Genomic DNA, 14,891 nt, shown 5'->3' on the forward strand with positions numbered 1-14,891 from the left:
GCCGGTGTTTTCCAGGCTTGTTCTGCGTGCTCCTGCTATTATTTTGTTCAAACGCCGGCCTCGCGCCGGCGTTTTGCATTTCGGTTAAAAACTCCAGCCCCAACGCGCAGCACTACGCCCCGCTGCTTACCTTGCAGGCGTAACCCCATCATCAATTCCCAATCACCACCCCATGAAAGTAACCGTTGTAGGGGCCGGCAACGTAGGCGCTACCTGTGCCGATGTGCTTGCCACCCGCGAAATTGCCAACGAAGTAGTTCTGGTTGACATCAAAGAAGGCATTGCCGAAGGCAAAGCCCTCGACATCTGGCAAAAGGCTCCCATCATTGGTTACGACACGCGCACGGTGGGCGTCACCAATGACTACGCCCGCACTGCCGATTCCGACGTGGTGGTTATCACCTCGGGCCTGCCCCGCAAGCCCGGCATGAGCCGCGACGACCTCATTTCGGTTAACGCCGGCATCGTGAAGTCGGTGACCGAAAACGTGGTGAAGTACTCGCCCAACGCCATCATCATCGTCGTATCGAACCCGCTCGACGTGATGACCTACCAGGCGCACCTCACCTCGGGCCTGCCCCGCGAAAAGGTGTTCGGCATGGCCGGCATCCTCGACACGGCCCGCTACCGCGCGTTCCTGGCCGAGGCCCTGAACGTGAGCCCCAAAGACATTCAGGCCGTGCTGATGGGCGGCCACGGCGACACCATGGTGCCGCTGCCCCGCTACACCACCGTGGGCGGCATCCCCGTTACGGAGCTAATCGGTAAGGAGCAGCTGGACGCCATCGTGCAGCGCACCGCCGTGGGTGGTGGCGAGCTGGTGAAGCTGATGGGTACTTCGGCCTGGTACGCTCCCGGCGCCGCTGCCGCCCAGATGGTAGAGGCCATCGTGCGCGACCAGCGCCGGGTGTTCCCGGTGTGCATCGAGCTGAAAGGCGAGTACGGCATCGACGGCGTGTACCTGGGTGCTCCGGTTATCCTGGGCAAGAATGGTATCGAGCGCGTGATTGAATTGCAGCTCAACGACGAGGAAAAGCAGCTGCTGGAAACCTCGCGCGGCCACGTGAAAGAAGTAATGGACGCGCTGGACAACCTGGGCAAAGCTCAGCCGGCCAACGCGTAAGCCATTGGGCTTACGCCCGCTTCCGGGCCGCTCCGCTTTGTGCGGGGCGGCCCGGTTTCTTTTTGGTCGCCCACAGCTGAAAGCCAGTATCTTGGCGCCGAAACCTACTTCATGCACTTAAACTTAATCGACACCAACCCCGAGGTGGTGGCCGCCTGGCAGCAGGTTTTTGCCGGCGTTGCGCAGGTCAGCGTCCGTCACGCCTCCATCTTCGAGCACCCGGCCGACGCCATTGTCAGCCCCGCCAACAGCTTCGGCTTCATGAACGGCGGCATCGACTTCGCTATTTCCAAGCACCTGGGCTGGCACCTGGAAAAGGACCTGCAGCGCGTCATCCGGGAGAAACACTACGGCGAGCTACTGGTAGGGCAAGCCGAAATCATCGAAACCGGCAGTCAGCTGTTTCCCTACCTGATTTCGGCCCCTACGATGCGCACGCCCATGACCATCACCCGTGGGCCGAACGTGTACCTAGCCATGAAAGCCATTCTGGTGCTGCTGCGCTACGGCCGCTTGAGTACCGGCGAAGCGGTAGCTGATAGGGTGAAGACCGTGGCTATTCCGGGCCTGGGCACCGGCGTAGGACAGGTGCCGCCGCTCGTATGCGCCCGGCAGATGCGCCTGGCCTGGGAAGATATGGCGCAGGAGAAATACGCTACCAAGCAAGGTTGGGAGGAGTTGCGCTCCAACTACGCCTTCTTCTATACCCACGACCCGAAGCACATCACTTACGACATTCCGTAAGCCATGCCCACCGCTGCCGATCTGCTGACGCGCATTCATGCCCTAGCCGACCCAGTCCGTGCCGCAGCCGTGGCCCGCTTCTTCAAAACCGGTCCCGGCCAGTACGGCGAAGGCGACCAGTTTCTGGGGATGCCAATGCCGCAGCAACGGGCCTTGGCAAAGGAATTCTGCACGCTGCCGCTGGCCGAGGTGGAGCAGCAGTTGGTGCACAGCCCCTGGCACGACTGCCGCTCCATTGGGCTGATCATCTGGACGCTGCAGTTTGCCAAGGCAGGCCCGGCGGGGCAGCAGGAAATCTACGAGCGGTACCTGCAGAACCGCCGCTACGTCAATAACTGGGACTTGGTGGATATCACCGCCCCGGCCATCGTGGGTGGCTACCTGCTCCGGCGCGACCGAAGCCGGCTCTACAAGTTGGCGGCGGAAGACCACGTCTGGAGCCAGCGCATGAGTATTGTCAGCACGCTGGCCTTTATCCGCAAAAATCAGTTTGCCGACACCTTAGCCCTGGCCGAGCAGCTCCTCCCCCACCGCCATGACCTCATTCACAAAGCCGTGGGCTGGATGCTGCGCGAAGTAGGCAAGCGCAACGAAGAAGCGTTGGAAGAATTCCTCGCCGACCACGCCCGTCAGATGCCGCGCACCATGCTGCGCTACGCCATTGAGCGACTTGCGCCAGCTCAGCGCCAACTGCACCTGCAGAAATAACAACGGCCCGTCTGCTCGACGGGCCGTTGCGTTTATGATGCCACTAGCTTTACTGCTGGCTGGCTTTGAAGAGCTTCTGCTTTTCTTCCTTCGACAGGCTTTCGTAGCCCGAGCGGGAAATCTTTTCCAGAATCCGGTCGATTTCCTCCTGGGCGGGTTGAGCCAGCGGGCCGCGCTTACCGGCCGGCGTTTCCTGCGGACTGCGGTGCGTCACGCGCAGGCGGCGGCGGCCGTGCAGCAGGGCATTAATCCACTCGCCCACCGCTACCACGGGCCGGCCCATGTCGTGGCCCCGCTGCAGCAGGCGGATGTAGGCGTAGCCCAACGCCGCGCCGCCCAGGTGGGCAATTTGTCCGCCAGGATTGGAGCTATTGACACCTGCCAGCGAAATCACCACTACGGCGGCGGCAATGTACTTGATGCGGACCGGTCCAAACAGAAACAGGTTGAAGGTGTAGTCGGGCAACAGCGTGGCGCCGGCTACGATAACGGCCGTGACGGCGGCCGAAGCGCCCACCATGGGCACACCCAGGAAGGGCTGCAGCTTGGGCAGCAGGTTGTAGCTCAGCAGGAAAAACAGCGCCCCGGCAAAAGCCCCCAGGATGTAAATGCTGACCAGGCGACGGTCGCCGAGGTACTCGCGCACCAGCATACCGAACCAGTACAGGTTCAGCATATTGAAGAGGATGTGAAAGAAGCCTTCGTGGGTGAAGGCGTAGGTAAGCAGCGTCCAGGGGTGGCGCAGCAGGCCGGGCAAGTCAGAGGGCAGAGCCAGTTGCCGCAGCAGCGCGTCGTAGGCGGGTGTGGCCCCCGTCAGGTGCAGCACGGCCCCCAACGTTACCAACACCACAAATACCAGCACGTTGATGACCAACAGCTGATTGAGGGCGTTGTCGCGGCGGCTGAACGTGGCCTGAATATCGGCGAGGATGCTCATGAAGGGGCGGGTGGGATTAGTAGAAACGCGAGTGATGACGTTCCCAGTATTTTAACAGCAGGAAGCCGAACAACATTCCGCCGAGGTGGGCGAAGTGGGCTACCGTATCGCCGGGCGCCCGCTGAATACCTCCATACAGCTCGTACAGTCCGTACAGCGCGACGAAGTATTTGGCCTTAATAGGAAAGGGGAAAAACAGGAGCATCAGCTCGGTGTTGGGGAAAAGATAGGCAAAAGCCAATAGAATCCCGAACAGCGCCCCGGAGGCCCCCACCATGGGTACGTTGTTGCTGGCTTGGTAGATTTCATCGACGGTGCGGATGGCGCTCTGCTGCAGGCGCGCATCGTCCGGCGTTCTGCGCAGGGCATTGGCTACTACGGCCGCGTCGTCGAAAGCCTCGGGGTAATAGTTGCGGAAGAAGTCGCTGTAGCCCACCGCCGAGGGTGCTTCCAGAAACGCATCCCGGTCCTGGCGCATGTGCGAAATTTCGTACTGCCGGATGCCCGAGTAGAGCAGGCCCGCTCCTACCCCGCACACCAGCCAGAACACCAGGAAGCGCTGCGCGCCCCAGCGCATTTCCAGCATCGGCCCGAAGGAAAACAAGCCGAACATATTGGAAAGCAAGTGCCCGAATCCCGCGTGCAGAAACATGTAGGTCACGTGCTGAAAGGGCTGGAAGTACTCCGAGGTCCACGGGTACAGGGCCAGCAGTTTCGGCACGTTGCCCAGCGCCCCCATGGACTCCAGGAACAGCAGGGCGACGTTGATGAGCAGCAGGTTGCGCACCATCGGGGTGACGTTGAACATAAAGCGCAGGTTAAATCCGCTGAATACGGCTGGGTGACTACTGATGTCGACGCTGCAAAGCCCGTCTTTTCGCGCCGCCACCAGCCTGCATACGCAAAGCCGCGGGGCACAACGGTGCCCAGCACCGCCGCGACGACGGCAACGAAGGTAAAACGGCGGCACCAACTGCGCTGATTAACCAGCGCAGGCAGGAGCTAAGTAGCTGGAAATATGCCAGGAGGAAAATTTACCAGCCTTAGCGCAGGAAGAATTCCTGCAGCTGATACAGCTCCAGCATTACCAAAGTGCGCTGCCCGTCGGGGGTGTAGCCGGGTGTCTGGCAGGCGAAAAGGCGGTCCACCAGCGCCGTCATTTCCATCTCGCTGAGGCGGGCCGCAGCGCCGGCGGCCACGCGGTGAGCCAGGGCGCGAGCCAGCTGCTCGCGGCGGTCGAGGCGGGCGCGGCCCACGGGCATACGGAACTGCTCCAGCAGGCCTTCCAGCAGCTCTTTCTCGTTGCTGCGGGCCGGCACGTCGACGGGCAGACCTTCAACCACGATGGTGTTGGGGCCGAATTCATTGAAGCGGAAGCCCAGCGCGTGCAGCTCGGTAGTGACTTCGCGCAGCACGGTGTAGTCGGCGGGCGAGAAAGACACAGTGCGCGGAAACAGCAGCGTCTGCGAAGAACTATTTTCCTGCGCCGCGGCGCGCTGATACTGCTCGTAGAGAATCCGTTCCCGCGCCGCCAGGTGGTCAATCAGCATCAGCCCCGACTTCACCGGCACCAGCACGTACTGCTGCACCTGCACGGCGCGGCGGCCCGGTACCGCCGCTTCAGCGCTCAAAGCTCCTGCCCCTGCGCCGGCGTGCGTGAGCGGCAACTCAGGGGCGGGAGCGGCCATAGCCGCAGAGGGCGGCGCCGTGGGCACAGCCGGCACCACGGGCAAATCGGGCACCAATGCGGCCACCGCCGTTACGGGCAGCACCGGAATCATGGGCAGCGGCTCGGGCTTGGCATCGGGAGCTTCGGCCTCGATGTCTTCGAGGGCGCCGGGCTGGCTGAGCGAGCGGTAGAAGTCTTCCAGCGCCTTGCGGGCCTGCTCGGTGGGGCGCGGCGTGAGCGGCTTTTCGTCGACTCCGCCGCGGCTGCCGGTGCCGCGCGACTGGCGGGCGGGCGTAGCCGCAGCGGCCATGGCCGCGGCCAGGGCGCCGCCTTCGCGGCCTGCGTCGAGGCCGGCGTCATCATCGGCGCCCGCAAACTCGGAGCGGGTGCTGGTGCGCAGGCCGGACAGCGGGGCAAAGTTCACGTCGCTTTCAAAGTCGAGCGAGGGCGCCATGTTGTGCAGGCCCAGCGCCTGCTTCACGGCGGCGCGCATGATGGCGTACACGGTTTTCTCGTCCTCGAACTTGATTTCCGTCTTCGTCGGGTGCACGTTGATGTCGATGGCCTTGGGGTCCAGCTCCAGGAAGAGCACGTAGAACGGGTGCGTTTCCTTGGGCAGCAGCCCCTCGTAGGCGGCCAGCACGGCGTGGTTCAGGTACGCCGAACGGATAAAGCGGCCGTTGACGAAGAAGAACTGGTCGCCGCGGCTTTTCTTGGCCGAAGCCGGCTTGCCGATGTAGCCCTTCACCGAGATGAACGGCGTGACTTCCTCCACCAGCGCCAGCTGCTCCTTGTAGCTGTTGCCGAGCAGCTGCACCACGCGCTGGCTGAGCTTGCCGGCGGGCAGGTTGAATACCTCCAAATCGTTCTGGTAGAGCGAGAAGCTCACGTTCGACTTTGACAGGGCCACGTGCTGAAACTCGTCCAGAATGTGGCGCATCTCCACCGCGTTGCTCTTGAGGAAGTTGCGGCGCGCCGGCACGTTGTAGAACAGGTTCTTGACGGCAATGCTGGTGCCGTCGGGGCAGGCTGTGGGTTGCTGTTTCACCACTTGCGAGCCTTCCACCAGCAGCTGGGTACCGGTGTCCTGGGCGCGCAGCTTGGTTTTGATTTCGACCTGGGCCACGGCCGCAATGGAGGCCAGCGCCTCGCCGCGGAAGCCCAGGGTCCGGATCTGGAACAGGTCCTCCGTCGTGCGGATCTTGCTGGTGGCGTGGCGCTCCAGGCTCATGCGCGCATCCGTAGCCGACATGCCCGAGCCGTTGTCGACCACCTGCACCAGCTGCTTGCCGGCTTCCTTCACGATGAGCTGAATCTGGGTGGCGCCCGCGTCGACGGCGTTTTCCAGCAGCTCCTTTACCACCGAAGCCGGGCGTTGCACGACCTCGCCGGCGGCAATCTGGTTGGCGAGGTACTCGGGTAGCAGTTGAATAATGTCGGACATGGCAGCACACGAACCGCCGAGGTGGCGGCGTTAGTTTTCACAGCAGCGCAAAGGTACGGCAGCCGGCCGGGCCTTGCTGCTATATAGCCGGCCTTTGCGCGGGCGGCTGGATTCTGACCGCAGCCCGATCGGAATATTTCCGGAACCCTGCACTGGCCGGAACCTCCAACGCGTGCCCGCTGTCATTGGCACGGGCTTCGCATCAATCCCCCACCGGAAATAATGCGTAAGTTTGTGGTCAGCTTTTGCTTGCGGGCTCGCGCCCCGGGCAAAGCCGGCCGCCGTCTTCCGGGCTACGGCCGGTTATTTCCGCTCCGCGTGTCAGCGCCCTTCCCCGGCGGCTTCGGCCGTCGCCGAAGGGCGTCGGCGCAGGCGGCGGAGTTGACCATTTTACCATACGCGACACGACTCAGAAGGCCAATGGGCAAGGATTTTCGGATTGGACTGGTACTGCTGTTGTTGGCCATTACGGGTCTGGTCGTGTCGTCGTCGGCGCCCCTGAAGGACGGGCTGCGGCCGGCTTCCGTAGCCGAGCAGCAGTGGGTGGACTCCGTGTTCAACTCCCTCACGCCCGAGCAGCGCCTGGGGCAGCTGTTTATGGTGGCGGCCTACTCCAACAAGGACAAGAAGCACGTCAACTACACCGAGTTTCTCGTCCGCGAGTACAACATCGGCGGGCTGATGTTCCTGCAGGGCGGCCCGCGCCGCCAGGCCATCCTTACCAACCGCTACCAGGCCGCCGCCCGTACGCCGTTGCTCATTGCCATGGACGCGGAGTGGGGCCTGAACATGCGCCTGGACTCGTCCATGCACTTCGCCAAGCAAATGACGCTCGGTGCCATGGACAACCCGCAGTACGTGTACCAGATGGGCCGCGAAATTGCTCTGAAGCTGCGCACCATCGGCGTGCAGGTGAGCTTTTCGCCGGTGATGGACGTCAACTCCAACCCGAACAACCCCGTCATCGGTAACCGCTCCTTCGGCGAGAACAAGGAGCAGGTGACGCGCTTTGGCCTGGCCTACATTCGCGGGCTGCAGGACCACGGCGTCATTGCCGTAGCCAAGCACTTCCCCGGCCACGGCGACACCGACGTGGACTCGCACCTGGCCCTGCCGGTTATCAACACCGACATGGCCCGCCTGACCAACGTTGACCTGTTTCCCTTCCAGAAGTCCTTTGAGGCCGGGGTGATGGGCGTGATGGTGGGCCACCTGTACATGCCCTTGTTTGACACGGTCCGCAACCAGTCGGCCACCATTTCGCGCAACCTGGTGACGGGTCTGCTGAAGGAGAAGATGGACTACCGCGGGCTGGTGTTTACGGACGCGCTCAACATGAAGAGCGTCACGAACCTGTACAAGCCGGGCGAGTTGGATGCCCTGGCCCTGCTCGCCGGCAACGACGTGCTGCTGTTTTCGGAGGACGTGCCCATGGCCGTGCAGAAGATCAAGCAGCTGGTGGTCGACAACAAGATTGCGCAGGAAGACATTGACTACCGGGTGCGCAAAATTCTGCGCGCCAAATACTGGGCCGGGCTGAACCGCCTCCAGCCCATCGACGTGCCGCGCCTGATGGACAACCTGAACCGCCCGCTGAGCCGGGTGGTGCAGCAGACCATCTACGAGCACGCCACTACCGTGGTGAAGAACGAGGACGACCTGTTGCCCTTCGCCCATCTCGACACGCTGAAAATGGCTTCCATTGCCATCGGGGCAGTCAACGGCAACTGGTTTGGGGAGACGATGCAGCATTACATGCCCTGCTCCACTTACACCATCACCAACCGCTACGCCCCGGACTCGACGTTTCAGCGCCTGCTGACCAAGCTCGACGGCTACAACACGGTGGTGGTGAGCCTGCACAACATGAACAACACGCCGGCCCACAACTACGGCCTGGGCGACGGAGCGCTGAAGTTCATCAAGCAGCTGCAGGCGCGCAAGGACCTGAAAACCGTGGTGGTGGTGATGGGCAACGCCTACGCGCTCAAGTACGTGGAGGACGCCCGCACGCTGGTTTGCGGCTACGAGGACAACTACGCCTCGCAGCAGGTGGTACCGCAGATTCTGTTCGGCGCCATGCCCGCCAAAGGCCGCCTGCCCGTCACAGTTTCGGAGAAGCTGGTGGCCGGTGTGGGCTTGCCCACGGCCGATTTCCACCGCCTACGCTACGAAACTCCCGAAGCTGTAGGCCTCGACTCAAAAGTGCTGGCGCAAATCGACAACGTAGCTACCGAGGCCATTGCCTACGCGGCCACGCCCGGCTGCCAGGTGCTGGTGGCCAAGGACGGCGCCGTGGTGTTCAACAAGAGCTACGGCTACTGCACCTACGATAAGTCGCAGCCCGTTACGAACGAGACGATTTACGACCTGGCTTCGGTGTCGAAGGTAGCCGGCACGCTGCAGGCCATTATGTGGCTCAAGGACGAGGGCAAGATTAACCTCGACAGCAAGGTAGCCGACTACCTCACCGACCTGAAGGGCACCAACAAGAAGGACATGACCGTGCGCGACGTACTGCTGCACCAGGCCGGTCTGAAGGCAGGCATCCCGACCTGGGAGCGGACGGTGACGCGCACCGGCGAGCTGAAGCCGACCTTCTACGCCAGCACGCAGAACGACGTGTACCAGCGCGAAGTCATTCCGGGCACCTACGTGTCGCGCACGGCCGAAGACTCGGTATGGACGTGGATCAAGCGCAGCTCGCTGCTGCCGAAGGTAAAGGGCGCTTACCCCACCGAGTACTCTGATCTGAGCTTCATCATCCTGAAGCGCCTGGCCGAAAAGCAGCTGAATCAGCCGCTGGAGGCTTTCCTGCAGCAGAATTTCTACGCGCCGCTGGGCCTGAGCACGATGACTTACAACCCGCTGCAGCGGTTCCCGAAGTCGTGCATCGCGCCCACCGAAAACGACACGTACTTCCGCCACGCGCAGCTGCAGGGCAGCGTGCACGACCAGACCGCAGCCTTCATGGGCGGCGTAGCCGGCCACGCGGGCCTGTTCTCCAATGCCAACGACCTGGCCGTGCTCATGCAGATGAACCTGCAAAACGGCCGCTATGGTGAACGGAAGTTCTTCAACACGCCGGTGGTGGCCGAGTTTGCCCGCCAGCAGAGCGCTACCAACCGCCGCGGCCTCGGCTGGGACCACGGCGACCCGAGCAAGCCGGAAGGCCCGACCAGCAACCTTTCGCCGGCCGCCACCTTTGGCCACACGGGCTTCACGGGCACCTGCGTGTGGATGGACCCGGACAACAAGCTGCTGTACATCTTCCTATCGAACCGCGTATATCCGGATGCCGGCAACAACAAGCTGCGCCAGTACAACATCCGTACGCGCATCCACGACGTCATCTACAAAGCCATCTTAAAAGACGTGGACAAAGCCAAGGGCTAAACTGCTAACGAGGAATTGGTTGACTTGAGGGGGAGCATTTCTATGTGGTGTGGAACAAGCAACCCCTTGACCGACGCGCTGTCCCTGACCAGGACAGCGCGTTCTTTTTTGCCCTACAGCCCACGTCATGCCCAACTGTGGCTACCCAATTCGGTGCCGGATTACGTATCCATTAAGCCCGGCAGAATTTTAGCCGTTTTGCCAACTTGCCGCCGCTTGCGCGGTTAAGCTGCAAATCTTCTTCTCTCCTCCCTCAGCCGCCCCACCCTGTATGAACATTGGCATTGTCTGTTACCCCACCTTTGGCGGCTCGGGTGTCGTCGCGACGGAGCTGGGCAAGGCCCTGGCCGAGAAGGGCCACCGCGTGCACTTCATCACCTACAGCCAGCCGGTGCGGCTGAGCTTCGTCAACGAAAACCTCTTCTACCACGAGGTCTTCGTGCCCTCCTACCCCTTGTTCCAGTTTCCGCCCTACGAGCTGGCGCTGGCCTCCAAGATGGTCGACATCGTGCAGAACGAAAAGCTCGACGTGCTGCACGTGCACTACGCCATTCCGCACGCCTCGGCGGCCTACATGGCCAAGCAGATTCTGCGTACCAAGGGCATCAATATCCCGGTCATCACCACGTTGCACGGCACCGATATTACGCTGGTGGGCAAAGACGCCTCGTTCGAGCCGGTGGTAACGTTCAGCATCAACCAATCGGACGCTGTAACCTCGGTTTCGGCGGACCTCAAGGACGAAACCTATCAGTACTTCGCCGTCGAGAAGGAAATTGAGGTCATTCCTAACTTCATCAACCTGGAGCGTTTCAAGAAGCAGCCCAAGGAGCATTTCCGCGCCGCCATTGCGCCAGAGGGCGAAAAGCTGCTCATCCACACCTCCAACTTCCGCTCCGTCAAGCGCGTCGACGACGTGGTGCACATCTTCGACGGGGTGCGCCAGCAGATTCCGGCCAAGCTGCTGCTCGTGGGCGATGGGCCTGACCGCCCGCGCATCGAGAAGCTGTGCCGGGAGCTGAACCTGAGCAGCCACGACGTGCGCTTCCTGGGCAAGCTCGAAGCCGTGGAGGAAGTGCTCAGCGTGTCGGACCTGTTCCTGATGCCTTCGGAGAAGGAGAGCTTCGGCCTGGCGGCGCTGGAGGCCATGTCCTGCGAGGTGCCCGTCATCAGCACCAACGCCGGCGGCATTCCGGAACTGAACGTGGACGGTGTCACCGGCTTCGTGAGCAACGTGGGCGACGTAGCCAGCATGGTCAAAAATGCCCTCTACGTGCTCGACGACGCCAACCTATCTCGTTTCAAAGCAGCAGCCCGTGCCCGTGCCGAGGAGTTTGCCGTGGAGAACATCCTGCCCCGCTACGAGGCCTGCTACCAGCGGGCCATTGACGCGGTAATGGCCGGGGTGTAGCAAACCTCCGGTTCATCCCGCTATCATTGCAAGGAGGCACGACATTCCGCGCATCAAGCGGCGTCAATCCTTCCTCTAGTAGTACCGACGGCGCAATACTTACTAACCGAAAACAGCACCGCCCGAAACCTTGCATCTGAGGTTCCGGGCGGTGCTGTTTTTAGGCTACTGCCAATTGAGCCGTTTCTACCGCGAAAGGCAGGATTGGCTACACCTTCCTGCGGTTGCTCTGTCGTGCCTCCTCGCAATGACAGCGGGGTGAGCCGCTGGGCTAGAACAGCCCCACCGCCTCGCGCTTCACGGTTTCGATGGCGGACGTGGTCGGATCGACTTCGTCGGTGAGCAGGGCTTCGAGCACGCGCTTGGCCAACTCGGTGCCGCGGGCCTGTTGCTGGTTAGGCAGGGTCTGGTAGGCTTTGTTGATGAGCGTTACGACGCTTTCCTTGGCCTGCCGCACCTGGGCCCAGGCTTCAGGGCTCATGTAGAGCTGCTGGGAAAGGTTGTGCTCGTACTCGGCCCGGATTTCCTGGATTAGCACGCGATGGTACTCGGGAGCCGTCTGGCCAGCCGAGCTGAGGCGCACCATCAGGTTGTTGGGCGTGATGCGCTCCAGCAGCAGGATAACCCGCTCGTAGGCCTGCAGGCGCAGCGGTAGCGTGGTTTTGGAGCTTTCCAGGCGCAGCTCGATGAGGCGGCGCTGCTGCTCCTTGGTGAGGTACTGCTGGAGGAGGTAGTACACGGTGCCGGCTACGATGAGCGCGGGAAGGGTAATCTTGAGCAGATCAATGATCAGGGAAGAATCCATGCGGGCAAGAGGCGCAAAAGCTCCGCGCGGGGCGCGAAGCAGAAAAGGTCAGAAGCAGTACGGGTGAAGCGAGGCGCCGAAGGCGGCCGGCAAAGATATACGTGAACCGGACGCGCGGGGCTACTGTTAAGGGAATGATACGGCGAATCGCCCGAGGACAGTATCTTTGTAGTCCGGGCGGATGAGCCCCTTCTTCCGAAGTTCCTACGCAACAACTTTCGACTATGGCAACTGCCACGGCTTCCACCAAATTGGCCCCCATCTCGCTGACGCCCCGCGCGCTGGAGGAAGTAAAGAATATCCTGCGCGAGAAGAACGTACCGACCGACTACGGCCTGCGCGTAGGCGTACAGGGCGGCGGCTGCTCGGGTCTGAGCTACCTGCTGGGCTTTGATAAGGCCAAAGACCAGGACGAAACCTTTGACCTCGACGGCGTGATGCTGATCATGGACAAGAAGCACGCGATGTATGTGATGGGAATGGAAGTCGACTTTCAAGACGGCCTGAACGCTCGCGGCTTTATCTTCAACAACCCCCAAGCCAAGAGCACCTGTGGCTGCGGCTCTTCGTTCTCGGCGTAGTCAGCCCCGGTTTCAGCACCAAAAAAGCCCCGGTAACTCGAAAGTTACCGGGGCTTTTTTCTGGGTTTTGGTTTCCTGCGGGAAACCAGCCAGCTTAAAAAGTTGGCTGCGACTACCACGCCTAGCCTTAACTGAGGCCAACCGAGCTACTGGATTTTTTCGCCGCTTATCACTTTCACCGCCGAGCCATCGGCCATGAATAAGGAGCGCGGTGCCTCACTCAGCGGCTCCACGAAGGCTGGTCCGTAAAGCTCTGCCACGCTGCATCCGGTAATCGAGCACGCGGTTTGCGTTCCAGCGCGGGTGCATCACTTCGTATTGCCCAGGCTGGTTAGTCGCTTACTTGCTGAAATCGTACGGGTAGCCGATTTCCTGTAAGTCCGCTTCCAGCTGAGCCCAGTCCTCTGTCTCCTCGTTGATGCGCTGCACTGCTTCCTTGGTCAGCACCTCACCGCGGTACACGCGCGACACGTCGGCTGCATCGATGAGCTGGCGGCCGGTGTCCTCCACAAAGTACTCGTTGGCCCATTCGGTGTAGGCCTCGGGGCGTCCGTCGAAGAGGTAGAGCATTTCTTCCGAGCCGTCGTCGGCGTTTTCGTCCACCACGCCGGTCTGCCAGCCCTGCGTCGGTGTGTACCACAGGCAAAAGGTGGTACCGATGGAGGCCACCGGCTCGCCGAACACAAACTCCTCAAAGGCGGCGGGCAGGCCTTGCGTCACCTGCGCCTTATCGGGCTGGGCGTAGCCGTCGATGAAGCCGTTGATGCAGCAACCCTCGGGCCGGAAGATAACCAGCATTTCGTCGCCTTCGCCGGTATTGAGCTGAAATACGGCTTCGTCGAGTCCCCAGGCCGGGTCGTAGGAATGGTAGCGGTACTCCCACTCCGGGGAGTTGATGGCGTCGAGCACGGCCATGGCTTTGCAGAGCTGCTGCAGGGCAGCGGCGTCGGGCAGAGCGGCGTAGTTTTTCGTGGAAATCATGGGACAAAAGTCAAGGTAAAAACCGGAAGTGGGGGTACAGGGCCGCCCGCCTTGTACCGGCAAGGGCCCGGCTTTTAGTACGTCTTAATCATATCGGCCGGCACCACCAGCACGTAATCTGCCTTTTTCAGGTTCTCCTTATCCAGCTTCCCCAGTTGCTCCTGCGTCACGGTGCTGATCGTAAGAATGCGTAGACTGGGCTCGGCCTGGCGGAGGTACCACACGATGCCGTCGTGGTTGTCGGAGTGGTAAGAGCCGTTCAGATGCAGCAGCAGTTGGCCGGGCTGCCGGCTCTGGCGGATGAAGTGGGCCATGGTAGCATCCTTCAGCGCCTGGGCCTGGATAATGTTGTGCACGCCGGCGGCGTGGCTGGCGTCGCCGCCGAACATCTGCGCCATGCCCTTGTAGCCGGGCAGCTCGTAATCCACTTTGATGGGCAGCGGAGCCAGCCAGGCTTTTTCAGCAGCGGGCAGGGCATCCAGTGCCGTCAGACTGCCCTTGGCCACTTGCTGGGCGTAGCGGCGCGGCACGTTGGTGCCCACCACGCGCAGCTTCTGCTGTCGGGCCAGCTCCAGCAGGGGCTTGTAGTCGGTGACGTAATTGGGCCAGGGTCGGCTTTGCTCTTCGAAGGCCTTGGCCTCCAGTTCGCCTACGTTGTACTGTTCCACCAGGGGCTGCACGTCGCGCTCAAACATTTCCAGGCCCAGTACCAGCTGCCCCGCCTTGCGCCGGGCCAGCTCTTTGGCTACCTGCAGCTCCAGCCAGTGCGCCATGGGGTCGTTGTGCTGCTCGCCGAAGAGCACCACGTCGGCCGCGGCCAGCTCCTTGGTCATTTTGCCGAAGTCCACGGGCTTGCCGTCGGCGGTGAACAGGCGGTAAGCGGGCCGGTCGTTGGCAGGCTCGGCAGCTTGGGCAGTCATGGTCAGCAGCGCAAGAAGGCAGGCAAGTAAGAGACGCATAACGGCAAGATACGCCCCGCGGCGCGCCGCGGCAGCCAAGTAGCCGCAGTGTTTGTCCAATGACGCTGGCGGTATGGCGCAGAAAAAAGCCCCGCAGCGTATTGCTGCGGGGCTTTTTTACCTGGTAGGTAAT

The 14,891-nt window shown here is 61.9% G+C and carries 12 protein-coding genes; 6 read left to right on the forward strand and 6 right to left on the reverse strand.

Annotated features, from left to right (window positions below; all coding sequences use genetic code 11):
- The first annotated feature begins 172 nt into the window (after positions 1-172).
- From mdh to B0919_RS22900, 3 genes are all read left to right on the forward strand, one after another.
- Positions 173-1,123, forward strand: a complete 951-nt coding sequence (mdh, locus tag B0919_RS22890; protein ID WP_078014635.1) for a malate dehydrogenase — start codon at positions 173-175, stop codon at positions 1,121-1,123.
- Positions 1,124-1,234: 111 nt separating this feature from the next.
- A complete protein-coding gene (locus tag B0919_RS22895) occupies positions 1,235-1,867 on the forward strand; it encodes a macro domain-containing protein (RefSeq protein WP_078014636.1) in 633 nt (210 codons plus the stop codon).
- A gap of 3 nt (positions 1,868-1,870) precedes the next feature.
- Positions 1,871-2,575, forward strand: a complete 705-nt coding sequence (locus B0919_RS22900) for a DNA alkylation repair protein (RefSeq protein ID WP_078014637.1) — start codon at positions 1,871-1,873, stop codon at positions 2,573-2,575.
- Positions 2,576-2,624: 49 nt separating this feature from the next.
- Here B0919_RS22900 and B0919_RS22905 read toward each other — a convergent pair whose 3' ends face one another.
- The 3 genes from B0919_RS22905 to mutL form a co-directional block, all read right to left on the reverse strand.
- Positions 2,625-3,512, reverse strand: a complete 888-nt coding sequence (locus tag B0919_RS22905; protein WP_078014638.1) for a rhomboid family protein — start codon at positions 3,510-3,512, stop codon at positions 2,625-2,627.
- A 16-nt stretch (positions 3,513-3,528) separates the two neighbouring features.
- Positions 3,529-4,320, reverse strand: coding sequence for a rhomboid family intramembrane serine protease (locus tag B0919_RS22910; protein ID WP_078014639.1), 792 nt, complete (start codon positions 4,318-4,320; stop codon positions 3,529-3,531).
- 235 nt (positions 4,321-4,555) lie between these two features.
- A complete protein-coding gene (gene mutL, locus B0919_RS22915; protein ID WP_078014640.1) occupies positions 4,556-6,625 on the reverse strand; it encodes a DNA mismatch repair endonuclease MutL in 2,070 nt (689 codons plus the stop codon).
- 420 nt (positions 6,626-7,045) lie between these two features.
- On the opposite strand from mutL, the gene B0919_RS22920 reads away from it, so the two are divergent.
- Both B0919_RS22920 and bshA read left to right on the forward strand, forming a co-directional pair.
- A complete protein-coding gene (locus B0919_RS22920) occupies positions 7,046-10,021 on the forward strand; it encodes a glycoside hydrolase family 3 N-terminal domain-containing protein (protein ID WP_078014641.1) in 2,976 nt (991 codons plus the stop codon).
- Positions 10,022-10,292: 271 nt separating this feature from the next.
- Entirely contained in the window at positions 10,293-11,432 is a 1,140-nt protein-coding gene (gene bshA / locus B0919_RS22925; protein WP_078014642.1) for an N-acetyl-alpha-D-glucosaminyl L-malate synthase BshA, read from the forward strand.
- Between the two features lie 271 nt (positions 11,433-11,703).
- On the opposite strand, the gene B0919_RS22930 is transcribed toward bshA, so the two are convergent.
- On the reverse strand, positions 11,704-12,237 hold the full coding sequence (locus B0919_RS22930; RefSeq protein ID WP_078014643.1) for a hypothetical protein: 534 nt from the start codon (positions 12,235-12,237) through the stop codon (positions 11,704-11,706).
- Between the two features lie 224 nt (positions 12,238-12,461).
- On the opposite strand from B0919_RS22930, the gene B0919_RS22935 reads away from it, so the two are divergent.
- Entirely contained in the window at positions 12,462-12,818 is a 357-nt protein-coding gene (locus B0919_RS22935; protein WP_078014644.1) for a HesB/IscA family protein, read from the forward strand.
- A gap of 339 nt (positions 12,819-13,157) precedes the next feature.
- Here B0919_RS22935 and B0919_RS22940 read toward each other — a convergent pair whose 3' ends face one another.
- Positions 13,158-13,799: a hypothetical protein gene (locus B0919_RS22940; RefSeq protein ID WP_078014645.1), complete on the reverse strand. Its 642-nt coding sequence runs from the start codon at positions 13,797-13,799 to the stop codon at positions 13,158-13,160.
- Between the two features lie 74 nt (positions 13,800-13,873).
- On the reverse strand, positions 13,874-14,719 hold the full coding sequence (locus B0919_RS22945) for a ChaN family lipoprotein (RefSeq protein WP_254846651.1): 846 nt from the start codon (positions 14,717-14,719) through the stop codon (positions 13,874-13,876).
- Positions 14,720-14,891 lie beyond the last annotated feature (172 nt).

The sequence above is a fragment of the Hymenobacter sp. CRA2 genome (genome assembly GCF_002007105.1).
Taxonomy (GTDB): domain Bacteria; phylum Bacteroidota; class Bacteroidia; order Cytophagales; family Hymenobacteraceae; genus Solirubrum.